Origin of the sequence: Psychrobacter aquaticus CMS 56 (genome assembly GCF_000471625.1) — a bacterium.
Classification (GTDB): Bacteria; Pseudomonadota; Gammaproteobacteria; order Pseudomonadales; family Moraxellaceae; genus Psychrobacter; species Psychrobacter aquaticus.
On sequence record NZ_AUSW01000014.1, the window covers coordinates 23,295 to 38,621 of the forward strand.

The 15,327-nt window shown below is 43.7% G+C and carries 11 protein-coding genes; all 11 read left to right on the top strand.

Features of this window, described 5'->3' with window-relative positions; translation table 11 throughout:
• Nucleotides 1-310 precede the first annotated feature (310 nt).
• Nucleotides 311-1,387 (top strand): esterase/lipase family protein, encoded by a 1,077-nt coding sequence (locus tag M917_RS03125; protein ID WP_040641813.1) that lies wholly within the window; start codon nucleotides 311-313, stop codon nucleotides 1,385-1,387.
• A gap of 29 nt (nucleotides 1,388-1,416) precedes the next feature.
• Nucleotides 1,417-2,529, top strand: coding sequence for a lipase secretion chaperone (locus tag M917_RS03130; protein ID WP_021813314.1), 1,113 nt, complete (start codon nucleotides 1,417-1,419; stop codon nucleotides 2,527-2,529).
• 379 nt (nucleotides 2,530-2,908) lie between these two features.
• Nucleotides 2,909-3,397: an META domain-containing protein gene (locus M917_RS03135; protein WP_021813315.1), complete on the top strand. Its 489-nt coding sequence runs from the start codon at nucleotides 2,909-2,911 to the stop codon at nucleotides 3,395-3,397.
• Between the two features lie 208 nt (nucleotides 3,398-3,605).
• Nucleotides 3,606-4,589 (top strand): PD40 domain-containing protein, encoded by a 984-nt coding sequence (locus M917_RS03140; protein ID WP_021813316.1) that lies wholly within the window; start codon nucleotides 3,606-3,608, stop codon nucleotides 4,587-4,589.
• Between the two features lie 225 nt (nucleotides 4,590-4,814).
• Nucleotides 4,815-5,465: an OB-fold-containig protein gene (locus M917_RS03145; protein WP_021813317.1), complete on the top strand. Its 651-nt coding sequence runs from the start codon at nucleotides 4,815-4,817 to the stop codon at nucleotides 5,463-5,465.
• 249 nt (nucleotides 5,466-5,714) lie between these two features.
• Nucleotides 5,715-7,724: a flotillin family protein gene (locus tag M917_RS03150; RefSeq protein WP_021813318.1), complete on the top strand. Its 2,010-nt coding sequence runs from the start codon at nucleotides 5,715-5,717 to the stop codon at nucleotides 7,722-7,724.
• 303 nt (nucleotides 7,725-8,027) lie between these two features.
• Nucleotides 8,028-8,789, top strand: a complete 762-nt coding sequence (locus tag M917_RS14480) for a DNA repair ATPase (protein ID WP_021813319.1) — start codon at nucleotides 8,028-8,030, stop codon at nucleotides 8,787-8,789.
• Complete coding sequence (locus M917_RS14485; RefSeq protein ID WP_051354212.1) at nucleotides 8,708-14,266, top strand: DNA repair ATPase; 5,559 nt, start codon at nucleotides 8,708-8,710, stop codon at nucleotides 14,264-14,266. The genes M917_RS14480 and M917_RS14485 overlap by 82 nt, the downstream gene beginning before the upstream one ends.
• Nucleotides 14,267-14,329: 63 nt before the next feature.
• Nucleotides 14,330-14,500 (top strand): DUF2256 domain-containing protein, encoded by a 171-nt coding sequence (locus M917_RS13860; RefSeq protein WP_021813321.1) that lies wholly within the window; start codon nucleotides 14,330-14,332, stop codon nucleotides 14,498-14,500.
• 125 nt (nucleotides 14,501-14,625) lie between these two features.
• Nucleotides 14,626-14,772 carry a DUF2256 domain-containing protein gene (locus tag M917_RS13865; RefSeq protein WP_084606132.1) on the top strand — a complete coding sequence of 49 codons (147 nt, stop codon included), beginning with the start codon at nucleotides 14,626-14,628 and terminating at the stop codon, nucleotides 14,770-14,772.
• A gap of 397 nt (nucleotides 14,773-15,169) precedes the next feature.
• Nucleotides 15,170-15,322 (top strand): hypothetical protein, encoded by a 153-nt coding sequence (locus tag M917_RS14180; protein WP_161626689.1) that lies wholly within the window; start codon nucleotides 15,170-15,172, stop codon nucleotides 15,320-15,322.
• Nucleotides 15,323-15,327: the final 5 nt, after the last annotated feature.

Consider the following 15,327-nt stretch of genomic DNA (forward strand, 5'->3'; position numbering starts at 1 on the left):
TAATTATGAAATTAAAGTGAACCAATTATACCATAAATGGATTAGGGGCAGTTTTGAGTTAGATGATAGTAAATTTATCGTTATTATTAATAATAATTACTTTACAACGCGGTTAATGCTTATATGACTCATTAGTCATACTAATATATTCATATTTTGATAAATGGGTTGAATGTTACAGAATATATAAGTAATGTAATTTTGCTGGTTAAAGGAATTAACAGCATTCTTTACCGCTTTTGTAAGTACAGAGGCAAGGTAAAGAAAATTACACTTAATGACAATACTCAATGATGACAAGGACGTTGCGATGACTATTAAAACCTATCTCTGCACGGCACTAAAGCCAAGCCTATTTTTACCATCACTGGGTGCCATTGGCGCAGGTGTCTTACTGCTGACGCTACAAACCACTTCTGCGCAAGCGGCAGGTCAATATTATAATTGTGCCAATGCCAATGGTTGTAAACTCGTTGATAGCAAATATTTTACTTCTAGCTATACAAAAACCCAATATCCGGTTGTTATGGCGCACGGGCTTGGCGGTTTCACTAAGCTATTTGGGGTCATTGATTACTTCAATGGAATTCCGGGTGAACTGATAAAAGGTGGCTCAGAGGTCTATACCACCAAAACGTCAGCTGTCAATAACAGCGAGGTTCGCGGTGAGCAGCTGCTCCAACAAGTCAAAACCATTACGGCCATTTCAGGCAAAGCTAAAGTCAATTTATTTGGGCACAGTCAAGGCGGTATAGATATTCGTTATGTGGCTGGCGTGGCACCAAAATATGTCGCCTCCGTCACAGCTGTGTCTAGCCCAGAACAAGGTTCAAAAACAGCAGATTTTGTCAAAAATACGCTTGAGCCAAATAACACATCAGGCAGCCCATCAAACGTCACGACAGAGTTGGTATCAGGTGTGTTTAATTTAATTGGAGGCTTTACCGACGTCGGTTCGGGTATCAGTTTCAATCAGATACAACAGCAAGATGGCTGGCAAGCGCTCCTTGCTTTATCAACAAGTGGCGCTGCCAATTTTAATGCAAAGTTCCCAGCAGCGATGCCAAGAGCGTACTGTGGTCAGCCCGCGAGTACCAATGTTAATGGCATTAAATATTACTCATTTAGTGGAGTTGGACAGCTCACTAGCGCACTCGATCCTAGCGACTATTTATTGGCAGCAACAGGTGTACCGTTTGCAGGCGAGTCTAACGACGGTTTGGTCTCTGCCTGTTCAAGTCGTCTTGGTTATGTGATTCGTGATAATTATAAAATGAATCACTTAGATTCTGCCGATCAAGTGTTAGGTTTGACCGCATGGGGAGAGTCTGAGCCAAAGTCTATCTATCGCACTCAGGTCAATCGCCTCAAAAACGCAAACCTCTAAACTGACTGATAAAATAAGAACTCTCACTTATGTCAAATGGTCGCCGTTCCGCTTATTTATTGATTGCTATCATCGCCATGATTGTCATAGTCACGGCGGCGATTATTCTGTGGTTCAAACCCAGCGCTGGGAAGGATCTGGCGAAAGTCATTCCTCTTTCTCTTGCGTTCGATAATAAAGCGGATGGCGCAGTGCCTATCTTGTCTGGTACGGATAAAGCCATCCAAGCCTCTGATACCCAAAACTTTACCAGACTCACCACAGGTTTAGAGAGCTTGCCACAATCTCTACGAGGGGCAGAGGTGGATGGTGAAATTATCATTGACGAAAACAAACAGCTGGTCGTCACCGAAGGCTTACGGCGGCTGTTTGATTATTTTTTATCGGCACTTGGAGAGGAGAACGAAGCCGTGATATCAGCGCGTGTCGAGAGTTATATTCGCCACCACACGCCAGAGCCTGCCGCCAGTCAAGCAGTCGCTATATTTAAGCAATATATTGCCTATCTAAAAGCGCTCCCAGAGATAGAGACGCGCTATGGCAATCTCCAACTACAAGCAACCAAAAACGGCGAGCTGGATTTGAGCGTCGTCACTCAGCAAAAGCAAGACGTTGCCACTTTGCGTCAGCAGTATTTTGAAAAACCAACCATCACGGCGTTTTTTGGCGCTGAAGATGAATACGATGATTATAGTATAGAGATGATTAGAATTGAGCAAAACGAGCAAATGTCTGACAGTCAAAAACAAGCCGAAAGACAAAACTATATCAGCCGTATGCCAGCCAATACCGCCAAAGCCAATATCGAGCAACAAGCGAATTTAAATGAATTGATAAATCGTACAGAACAGATGAAAGCCAAAGGCGCAACGCCTGAAGCCTTGTATAGTATGCGCCGTGAGTTGGTAGGTGCGCCAGCAGCAGCAAGGCTTGCCCAAGTAGATCAAGAAGATGCCAATTTTGACCAGCGTTTTACCCAATATGAAACACAAAAACAGCGCCTTTTGAGCCAACAGACGGATAATGCACAAGTTCAAGCTCAGATTGAGCTAATCGAACAGCAGTTATTTAATGACAGTGAGCGCAAACGTTTGGCAGGGTATGCAGCGCTGCAACAACAAGAAGCTGCCAATCTCAACTAAAGCGTCGAAAATTTTATTCAAAAAATCAGTTAGCAGCAAATGCACTGTCTCGCAATGCCCATTAGCAAAAAATCATAAAGTAAAACAAATCATATCGCAATCATACACCCAACCTATAAGGACGGTAAGACAAGTGCTGTGCATAATAGCCATATTGTTTAGGTATATGAATAAAACAATAAACAAATCATAATAATAGAAGCCATTCTGCATATAGTTGATTCAATTTAAAAGTGTTACAAGGCAACCGAGTGCAGATGTATATGTAATACTTCAAGCGAGGTTAACGCTGTAACTCTTTTATAGTGGATTGACTATAAAAAATATGACAGTTTTTTATACTAGGACACGCCCTAAATAAAATAATAGAGGAATTAAGATGAAAAATATGACTAAAATGATGATGGCAGCAACCCTTGCTGTCGGTACGTTTGCAGCTGGTTGCCAAACTATCCCCAATGTGACGGCTCCCGTTACGCAGCCAGTGACTTCTGATATTCTACAAACATATAACTGGCAGCTTGTTGATGCCAAACGCACCAACGGTGATAAAGTTAGCCAGCTTTTCTTTAATCCTGCTAAGCCATTAACGCTAAGATTTTTCAAAGATAATAGTAGTAACCGTGTCAGCTTCATAAATACGTGTAATAACATGGGCGCTGAGTACAGTGTTGTGAATGGTAATGTGCAGATCAAAAACGGCATCAGTACGTTAATGGCGTGTCCTGAGCCACAAGCAAGCTTTGATACCGCGACATTGGCAACCGTACAAGGCAAATACAGTCTCAATAAAAATGCCAATAACACACCTGTTTTGACCATCAAAAATGACAGTCAAGTCGCGTATTTTAAAGCCATTGCCAAATAACTCAGTCCTCACAGATAAAAAGCTGATGTCAGTTTTCAAATCTTAGTTTTTAAACTTTAACTTTCAAATCAGATTTAAAATGCCTCACTGTTTAGTGGGGCATTTTTTTGTCCAAAACCCTCGCCTGATATACGCTACACTAAAGACAAGGCACGTCTCTAAAAAGATCTTACAACCCACTCACTCAGACTCTATTGGACGGTAACTTATGCTAAAAACCCCTATAAAATCGACTATAAATATAACAAGCAGCACGATTGTGATTGCCACTTTTAGCGTTTTGACTGGCTGTCAGACCTTATCAAATATCCCTACTGCCAATACTGTAAACACTGCCATCAGTAATCCGCTGACGGCTCAAATGTCCGTACCGGATCGCCAAGGACATATTGCGTATGTGGAGGAGCAAGGGGTCGGCACTGCCAAGATATCGACACTGTATAGCATTCGTCCTGATGGCAGCGTCCGCCAACTGATAGATCAATTAAATGGTTATATTTATGCGCCAGCGTGGTCAGCAGATGGTCAAATGCTTGCTTATAGTAAGCAAGCCCCGCGTGAGCATCCTAAGATTTATATTTATGACCGCAAAAGCAATGCGCGTCATTTAATCGTAAATGCGGAGGGCAGTAATCTGTCGGCCTCATTCTCACCCGATGGACAAAAATTGCTCTACAGCTCAACCGTCGGCGGCAATGCTGATATTTATGAGATGCATCTGAGCAACGGCAGCACCAAGCAGCTCACAACTTTACCCAGTACCGAAGTACAACCGAGCTATGCCGCTGATGGCAAAAGCTTCGTTTATACCAGTGATAAAGTGCGTGCGGGTCGTCCCAGCATTTATCGTTACTATTTCGGCACTGGTAATGCTGTACCCATATCGACAGGCAGTTATGCGGCCAGTCCTCAGCTCAGTTTAGATGGTCAGCGTATGGCCTATCTTAATGGTCGCAAGGCGGCAGTCATGACGCTTGACACAGGGCAGATTACTAATCTGGCAGAAACTGGATTGGATGAGCCAGCCCGTCTGTCACCCTCTGGACAGTATGCAGTTTATCCAACGCGCACCTCACGCGTGAGCGGACAAAGTGGCGGCAGTTTGGTTATTCATTCTTTGTCTGGTAATACCAGCTATGCCATTAGCAGTCAGGCTGGTGGAGTCGTGCGCTCACCAGTGTGGGGACGTTAATAGTAAAACCTATGTATTATGTAATTAAATGTATATATAATCATCCGTAAAGAAACATAAGTTGATTCTATGACTCTAAGTTTTTAAGTTCGTTTGGTTAAAGATATAGGGTGCCAAAGTCGCCTAAGCCAATTATTACAATGCCCAATCACCTCAATTTGTATCCTACCAGTGGTATTGCCGAGTCATAAAGATAGCCAGTTAGATGAACAAAAGGAGCGTGCCATGCAGGAATCTTTTTTAGTATTTATCACTAAAATCAGTTTATATCCCACGATTATTTTTACGGGGCTTGTGATGTTCGTCACCTTATATTGGGTGGTGTCTTTACTCGGTATGGCAGATATGGATACCGTAGACCTTGGGGAGTCAGGAGGGGAAGTTGCTGACTTATCCTCAACGGGCTTTTTTACAGGTCTCATGCTCAAATTTGGTCTTTATGGCGTGCCTTTAATCATCATACTAAGTTTAGTTAGTTTAATTGGTTGGTTATTGAGCTACTTATATACCAGTTTTCTACATCAAAATTTTGACTCGGGCATTTTATATTATGTCTTTGGCACAGGGGCGCTCATTTTTGTATTGGTCGTATCCATGTGGCTGACAGGAATTATTATTTCACCTATCCGCAAAAATATCGCCAAAATTCCCAAACGTAATTCGTCTAATAATGTGGGTAAAGTCGCTGTGGTACGCACGCTTAGTGTGACAGACAAACATGGCGAAGCAGAGCTGAATGATGGCAGCGCAGGATTGATACTCAAAATCCGATCAGACATCAATGACAATTTACTAAAACAAGGCGATAAAGTGGTGTTGGTAGAATATTTAGAGGAAGCCAATACCTATCGCGTAACGCCTGTTAAAGACAAATAACATGCCCTAATAATTTAGCCCTGATAATTTTTATCATTACTTTTAGCACACATCAACAGCGATGAAAAAAGAAAAATAATCGACTGGCAAAAAACATTAACGGTTTTCAATTTGGTTATAGGCGGTTCAAGATAATTCAGATACAAGGAAGGCGAGTAAGAGTACTGCAAACAGTAGACTAAACAAGCCTAACACCGTAGCTGATTTATATAGGATTGACTATAGAATGTTTTCATTAAAGGAATGAACATGGACATACTCATTATCGTCGGCGTGGTTGTGGTGCTGGCGTTTGTTTTTATTATGGCAGCACTTTTGATGCTCAAAGCCTTTTATATCAAGGTGGATCAGGGCACAGCACTTATTATTAACGGCGTCAATAAAATTGCTGTACGCTTTGATGGTGGCTTTGTGTGGCCAGTCATCAACAAAAAAGAACTCATGAGAATCTCGCTGCTCACTCTAGAGGTGGACAGACGTGGTAAAGAAGGGCTGATTTGCGCTGATAATATGCGTGCTGATATCACAGTGGCGTTTTATTTGCGTGTCAATGAGACCGAAGAAGATGTTCTTAAAGTGGCCAAGTCAGTTGGCGTAGACAGAGCGTCAGACAAGGTAGCGGTCAACGAGCTATTTAATGCAAAATTCTCAGAAGCACTAAAAACGGTTGGGAAACAGATTGATTTCGTTAAGTTGTTTGAAAACCGCAGCCAGTTCCGTGACAGTATTGTTCAAGAAATCGGTAACGACCTGAACGGTTATGTCCTAGAAGATGTGGCGATTGACTACTTGGAGCAAACGCCAAAGACATCATTAGATTCAAGTAATATCTTAGATGCTGAAGGTATCAAAAAGATTACGCAGCTAACCGCCTTTCAAAACGTTATCACCAATGAGCTTGAGCGTGACGAAGAGCTGGCTGTTAAGAAAAAGAACGTTGAAACCAGAGAGGCGATGCTGGAGCTTGAGCGTCAACAAGCCGATGCTGAAGCCAAGCAGAAGCGTGAAATCTCGTCGGTGATTGCGCGTGAAACGGCTGAAACTCGCAAGATTGAAGAAGAAGAGCGCAAGAAGTCAGAAACCGCCGTTATCATGGTTGAGCAAGACTTGGCAATTCAGCGTGAGAATCAGCAACGTGAGATCGAAGTGGCTGGGCAGAATCGCCTACGTGCCGTGGTCATCGAAGAAGAGAAAGTCACGCGTGCTCGTGACTTAGAAATTGTCTCTCGTGAGCGTGAAGTTGACTTGCAACGTATCGAGGCCGAACGCGCGATTGAGCTTGAGAAAAAAGAAATCGCCAACGTCATTCGTGAGCGCATCGCGGTAGACAAAACGGTGGCGCAAGAAGAAGAGCGTATCAAAGAAGTTCGCGAAGTCAGCGAAGCCGAGCGCTCTAAGCAAACGCGTGTACTGGCTGCCGAAGCAGACGCTGAAGAAATCAAAGTACGTCAGGTGAAAAAAGCAGAAGCAGAAGAGTTATCTGCCAAGCATAAAGCTGTTGAGATTACCACGCTTGCTACTGCCAATCTTGAAGCCTCTGCTAAAGAGTCAGAAGCCAAAATCAGAATGGCTGAAGGTATCAAGGCCGAAGAGTCTGCACATGGTTTTGCTGAAGCCGCTATCCAAGAAGCCAAATCGGTTTCTTTGGAAAAAGAAGGCATTGCCAAAGCCAATATCATCAGAGCAACTGGACAAGCTGAGGCGCAATCACAGCGTGAAAAAGGCATGGCGGATGCTGAGATTATTGCGGCTCGTGGCGAGTCTAATGCCAAAGCCGAGCGCGATGTCGGTATGGCAAATGCTCAGGTCATCGCCGCTCGCGGTGAGTCAAATGCCAAGGCAGAACGTGAAGTTGGACTGGCGAAAGCCGAAGTTACTCGTGCACATTTCCAAGCCGAAGCAGATGGTCTGGTCGAAAAATTCAATGCCATGGGTAGCATGAGCAAAGAGGCACGCGAGCACGAAGAGTTCCGCATGAGTCTTGAGACGGCCTTGCAAGAAGCGCTGGCATCGATCGAAGCAGGTAAAGAGATTGCCAAAGAAAACGCTGAAGTCTTGGCAGTGGCGCTACAAAAAGCCAAAATCGACATCGTTGGCGGTGAAGCGCACTTCTTTGATAACTTTGCCAAGTCATTGTCTATCGGTAAAGCCATTGATGGCCTAGCGGGGAAGTCAGATACGTTGAGCGGTATCATCAACGGTGTGATGGCCAATCAGGTTATGAAAGCGAATCAGCACAGTGATGATAAATCAGCTTAATACTAGGGTGTGCCCTCAATTCAATCGACATGAATGATTTTTGGCAAGATTACCTTATAAATTTACCATCAATACGCAATCTATCACTTAGGTGGTAGATTGTTTTAATCAAATCACTCTAAGCGCTTTAACAGAGCGATATTGAATAAATGCCATTAATAATGAGTTGGCTAATCTAAAAAAACCAGCAGTGGTGACTCGTTTTTTTAGATTAGCCAAGTGCGTTTTTACTCTTAATACTTCTTTAATATAAATAGCTTCTTATTTTCCTTATTGCCAAACAATAAAAATGGACAAGCAACGATGGCGGACACGCAAAACTCAAGCAATTCAGATAGCAAAGGCGATCCTAATTCTAACCAAGCAAACCAAACCGATCAGGCGGTTGCCTCAGGCAATGCTTATGAGCTCATAAAAAAACGTCTGACCGAGCAAGGCAGTCGTCTAGAGCAACAAACGGCTACCTTAAATAATGCTCGCCTCGAAGAGTTTGGCAGCACACAGATGCAAGTGATTGCTCGCACTCGGATTCGTACCGAGCACAACTGTGTGGCGCAAGACATGGTGCAAGTCGGCGATTATCTGCTATTTGGCTACAATGTTTTTATGGGTCTGAAGCGGGCAAGTAACATTAAAGATGTGCTGTCATTGTATCGCCTGATTGAGCCAACCGATTGCAGTATTGACAAGGAAGGTAATGACAATGCTAATGCTAATGCTAGCATTGATACGGAAAGCGCTGATCAAGACTATCAGCTCGAAGAAGTCGATTTAAAAGGAACCTTTTTAGATCAAGATGCCTTTGTCCAAGATTTCAACGAGCTATATCGATATTACAAGCAAACACGCCTGATTCAGTTGAAGGTCAAAGACAGCAAGCTGCTATTGGCGTTTCAGATTGGTGAGCGCATCACCGATATTCGGGTCTTCCGTTTTGCGTTAGATTTTAGTCAAGGCACACAGAGTCAGCACAAGTCGCCTACGTGGACAATCGAGGCGAGCGTGATATTGAGTTGCCGCCTGCTTATGACTTTGATTGGATCGATACCACGCGTGATCAGATGATCAATGGTAAGTATCCACACATGAATATCCTAGACACGATATTTGTGGAAACGGTCGGTGGCGATTTGACCATTAAGATTGAGGACAATACGCAATCAGGGCAAGGTATCTATAGCGAGCCTGTGAATGATCGTACGCAGTCGCTGACCGATGCTGAGATTGCTTATGCCAAAGTGGGCAGTCTCATACTGCTAAAAATATTGCCTTACCGCGAGGACAGTTATCGTTATTTCGTTTATAACACCTTGACCGAGGCGGTATTACGTTTGGATGCCATTGGTCAATCATGTGTGCAGCTACCAGAAGATCACGGCATTATATTTCCGGGTGGATATTATCTGCAAACGGGCGAATATAAGCTATTCGATGCCAATAGCGTTGACGCCAAAAATTTAAAGTTTAAACGCAAAATCATATCGACGAATGGTGAGGATGTTTTATTCTTATTTTATGATAGAGATTTGGGTGTCACTGGGTTATTTCCTTATAACTTGATCAAAAAACAACTGGCAAATCCCATTTATTGTAATGGTATGGCATTGGCAGACAACGGGCGCTTGGTGCTATTTAGTGACCAAAGTGAGCCGTCGCGCATTCATCCGATGCAGATATGGCATACGCCTTATGCCTCGCCTGAGTATGTTAGCGAATTACCTGAAAGTACGAGCTTCTACGGAAAAATCGGTAATAAAGAACTGGTACGTGGCATCTCTGATCTCTATAGCATTACTCGCCTCATTGACAATCAAAGCGTGTCGCAAAAGCTCTATGAAGAGCTAGCTAATAATACCAGCAGATTGTTTGATAGCTATTATTGGCTGTCTGAGCCTGAGCTGAGCGAAATCGCCAGTAGTATCAAAGAAGTGACAGCGACGGCAGAGTTGGTCATTGATGAGTTTGCTAAGGTACAAAGTATCCAAAAGCAAACGCAAACTGCTTTAGCTGATGCTGAAGCTCAGCAAAATGAGATCTTACGGCAGATCCGCGTCACTACGTTTGAATCCGCCAGTGATTATGTCGATCAACTGTCGGCATTAAGACGGCAAAAAGGTCGTTTGGTCAGTTTGGAGGATTTGCGTTATTTAGATAGTGACAAGCTACAGGCATTGCAAAAGCAATTAGAACAAGCAGAAAGTGAGCTTGCCGAAAAGACCGTACTGTTTTTAAGTGGGGCAGAGGCACTATCAAGCTATGAAGGCATATTGATAGATGTCAGTGAGCGTTTGAATACAGCAGAAACCAATGCTGAGCTGAAACCTGTACTAGAAAAAATTGATGAGACAGCACAGGGTTTAGATTTATTGACCGAGTTGCTAGGCACGTTGGATGTAGCTGATGCCACAGTGCGTACGCAAATCATCGATGACATATCGACCATTTATGCCAGCCTCAACCAGAGCAAAGCCAAGCTCAATCATAAACGCAAAAACTTAGGATCGGCTGAGGCCGTCGCACAATTTGGCGCGCAGTTTAAGCTGTTCGGGCAGTCGATTGCCAATGCGTTATCCATTGCTAATACCCCTGAGAAATCAGATGAGCAAATGGCAAAATTGCTGGTACAGCTAGAAGAATTGGAAAGCCAGTTCGCTGATCCAGAGACCAATAGTGGCGATCAGTTTTTAGCCGATATCATTAGCAAACGTGAAGAGATTTACGAAACCTTTGAAAATCATAAGCAGCAACTGCTCGATGCCCGTAATCGCAAAGCGCAAAACTTAGGCGATGGTGCGCTGCGAATGCTTGAGAGTATCAAAAAACGCACGCAAAGCACAGGCGTCACTGGTTTTACAGAGGAAGAGGCGTTAAATACTTACTTTGCCTCAGATGGTCTGGTACAAAAAGTACGTCACATCGCAAAAGAGCTACAAGCGATGGGCTTTAGCGTCAAAGCCGATGATATCGATGCGCGTCTAAAAGCTATTCAGATCGAGAGCTATAAGAGTCTAAAAGATAAGTCGGACTTGTTTGAAGACGGCGGTCAGATCATCAAGCTGGGCAAGCACCGTTTTTCGGTCAATACTCAGCCATTAGATTTGACCTTGCTCAGCCGTCAACAGTCAGATGGCAAGCGTGTGCTGAATTTGCATCTAACGGGCACAGATTATTATGGAGTGCTTAATAATGCTGAGCTAAACGCCTTGCGCCCGTATTGGGACATGAATATCGCCTCCGAGTCCGACAAGGTGTACCGCGCCGAGTACTTAGCTTATAGCATTATCGAGAGCGCCAAAAACAGCCAAGACGGCCTGACCGAAACACGTCTATATAGAGCGTATGACGAAACCATCATTACCCTTGATGTTAATGGCGATATCGACAATGATAGCCCATTGTCCAAATTGGTCAAAACTTACGCCATCCCTCGTTATCAGCTTGGTTATGACAAGGGCATTCATGACCATGATGCCACGCTATTATTGATGCAAATACTGCCGACATTACGCGCGGCAGGGCTACTGATTTATACGCCGCAAGTACGTGCCTTGGCGCAATTGTTCTATTGGCAGTTGAATATCGTACAAGCACTTGGTTTAGACAGTCTGCGTCAATTTGGTTATGACAGTTGGCTGAACGAGTCAGTGTTGACCCGCGCGAGCAACTGGACAGATAGAGCGGCTACCGCTGAGCAACTGCGCCGTACACTCGGCAGTGACACGGCGAAATATTTGCTAGTTGAAGACATGAGCCAAGTCATGCGTCACTTCGTCATAGCTCATAATGATGACAGTGTTAGCATTAATAATGATGCTAAAAAGCCGTCAAACTCAGAGTTGGCTTCAGAACCAGATTCAAATACCAGCGACATTCATAACACCAACATCTTTAAACCCAGTTATGTGCAGCTGGCTAGTGAATACTTAGTTAGCGTCATGGGGCAGTCGGCTGAATCGAATGCAGGCGCATACAACCCAATAAACTGGCAAACCAGTCAACAAGCGCAGCAGTTGTGTGAGCAGCTAAGCCAAACGCTGAGTAGCTCATCCAGCAGCACGCAACATACTGCCAGTTTTGAGCAATTACAATCTGCAATCGGTAAGCTTGGCTTTCAACCCAAATCCGCTTATGAGCTATTGGCAACATGGTTCCATGCCTTACTTGATAAGACTTACAGTAATAGCGAGACGGCCAGCGATCAAACAGATGGTGAAGGCGCACTCAGTGAAGAGCAGCTTGCTGAGAGTAAGGGAAAAGAGGCGCTACGCAAGCAACAGCTAGATAGTGGTCGTCATTATGTGCCCGAAGCCATTGCTGTTTTACTCACTCAATTAAATGATACTCAGCGTGAAGCCTTGGTACAGCGCCTCATTGATTCAGGCGCGAGCTTTGATAAAGGGACGCTTAATAAAGGTCAGAACAATAACGGTCTAGGTAATCAAGGTCTAGGCAATCAAGGTACAAATGCTACGCCATCTGCCTTATCATTTTCCTCAATCACCTCATCACCCATGTCATTGACCAGTATTAATAATCCGCTCAATCAGGTGCAAAGCTTTGAGCGTAGCACGGGTAAGGTATCGCTTGAGAGTCAAGTCAACAATCTATTGGGTGAGCATACACGTATTCATCAGCAGACTTTAACCTTTGCCGTCGATGATTTCTTAAATCGTCTGCATCACCATCACACCCAAGTTATCCCTGCTTATAGACGTTATCTGGCGATGCGCTCAGAAATATTACATGAGTCAAAAGAAGCTTTGCGACTGGACGAATTTATGCCGCGTCCATTGTCCTCATTTGTGCGTAACCGTCTGATTAACGAGAGCTATTTGCCACTTATCGGTGATAATCTTGCCAAGCAAATGGGCACGGTCGGCGAAGATAAGCGTACCGATTTGATGGGTATCCTCATGATGATATCGCCACCAGGTTACGGTAAAACGACCTTGATGGAATACGTGGCAAATCGTCTTGGTCTTATCTTTATGAAGATTAATTGTCCGTCACTCGGTCATGATGTCACCTCATTAGATCCAGAAAAAGCGCCCAATGCTACCGCACGAGAAGAATTAAATAAAATCAACTTAGCCTTTGAGATGGGTAATAACGTCATGCTTTATCTCGATGATATTCAGCATACCCATGCGGAGTTTTTGCAAAAGTTTATCTCATTAGGCGATGGCACACGCCGTATCGATGGCGTCTGGCAAGGCAAGACCAAGACCTATGACATGCGCGGCAAAAAGTTCTGCGTGGTCATGGCGGGTAACCCGTATACCGAGAGCGGTGAAGCCTTTAAAGTCCCTGACATGCTCGCCAACCGTGCCGATATCTACAACTTAGGCGATATCATGAGCGGCATGGAGGAGGTCTTTGCGCTGAGTTATATCGAAAACTCACTAACTTCTAATACGGTTCTCGCACCACTGGCCAACCGTGATTTAAGCGATGTGCATCGCCTAATTAAAATGGCAAAAACGAATAATGCCAACCTCGCGCAAGCACAAAGCAGCGATCTGACTTATCCATATAGCACCTCAGAGATTAATGAGATTGTCGCCATCTTGCGTCATATGTTTAGGGTGCAAGAAGTCATCCTCGATGTTAATCAAGCTTATATTGCTTCTGCCTCGCAAGATGATAAGTATCGCGTCGAGCCGATATTTAAGCTGCAAGGCAGTTATCGTAATATGAATAAGATGACTGAAAAGCTGTCAGCGGTCATGAATGACAATGAGCTTAACCAGTTAATAGACGATCATTATTTGGGTGAGTCGCAGCTATTGACCCAAGGCGCAGAGAGTAACTTGCTCAAGCTTGGCGAGATGCGCGGTGTCTTGACCGAAGAAGAAACAGAACGTTGGGCACAAATCAAAGCGGACTTTTTACGTAACAAAGCCATGGGCGGCGAAGACGGTGATACGGGCGCGCGCATCGTCGCGCAGTTGGTCGACTTGGCCAGTGGCTTCAATGCCATCAGTAGCCAGTTTGAAACTTACTTAACGCAAAATAACCCAGAGCAAATCGCCCGCTTACGAGAGGTAGAACGCCAAGCCCAGTTAGAGACTCAGCTAGCATCACAAAAAATCCTCGCCGATAGCGTGATCAATAATGCCAACGTCGTCAGCGACAGCATCGATAATGGCTTTGAGAAAAGCGTGAGCCAATTGCTGCAAATATATAAGCACGATCATAAAGCCGAAGGCGAGTATCTCAAGCAAAACCAAGACGTGCAAAAAGAGTTGATGGTACAGTTGGTCAATGCGGTTGAGCAATTGGCGCAAAACATGGCAGATAGCTTGTCTAATAGCCTAACCGAAAGCCTGATAAAGAGTGATGAGAGTCAAGTCGCCGCTAGCGATATCCCTGATATTCATCAGCAGACCGCACTCATTGCAAATGCGCTCAAGCAAGCATTAGAGCCGCTGACGCTGCGGATGGATGAAAAGCTGGCCATTGATACCAGTACTGATCAATCAGGTAAGCTCATCGTCAGTAGCCTCAACAGACTAAACAAAATCTTCGATGACTATGAGTAGTATGTAGGTGATTAGACTATACTGGCAAGTGATTCATGTCATAAACAAATTAATGAGAAATGTATGGCGCACAAAAAAAAGAATGTCCGCAAAAAAGAATGTCCGGTCTGCGAGCGTGAATTTAGTTGGACTAAAAAGCTGGATAAAAACTGGGAAAGCATGGTGTATTGCTCAGACCAGTGCCGCCGAATTAAGAAGTATGAAGGGTTGGATCATCAAAAAGAAGATAAGTAATCGTTAATAGCGAAATAAAGATATATGAAAACAAGGTAGGGTGCGCCCCGCGCACCATTTTGAATAAATTGTAAGCTGACTTTCTAACCCAGAATTTTATACTACGAAGTAACGCAGGGAAGCTCATGGCACATAAAAAAGTAAACTTACCGCAAAAGACCTGCCCCGTCTGCCAGCGTCCATTTACGTGGCGTAAGAAGTGGGAGAAAGATTGGGAGCAGGTGATTTATTGTTCGGAGAAGTGTCGGCGGACAAAAGGTAAAGCAGATTAAATTATAGTTAGGATAAGGGGTCTGCCAGAGTTTCTAACTAAATAGTATATGGGCTTAGATAATTATTTCGCTATTTGCTAATATTTATTTCGCTATTTGCGAAATAAACGTTGATTAATTTTTTTCTTATTGTATAATCTTGAATGTTAGTTGATGTATAGACGAATAACTCATCATGAATATTAGGTAAGTTTTTTTACCTGCGGAGGATTAGAATCCTCTACCTTTTGCTGGGCTCATGCGTCCTTTGTTCGACGTATTGTAATAGTTCGGTATGGTGCTTGCTTGCAATGAGAGCAAGCAAGCACCTGTTAGGATTGACCGCTGATTAAGTCTATTTTTCTAGTTGTGATGAGGATACTAGTAATTGTACTAGTATTAACTAGGAGAAACTTTTATGAAAAACTCAACTAATAATCAGCAACCGCTTAAGGGAAGTAAAAAATGGCTAAAGAAGTCAATCTTCTTGCTATTGAAAGCTTTTAAAATTATTTATAGTTTGCTTAGGATTGTTGATTTAATTAAGCACTACTTTGACGGTAACCCTTAAGCGTT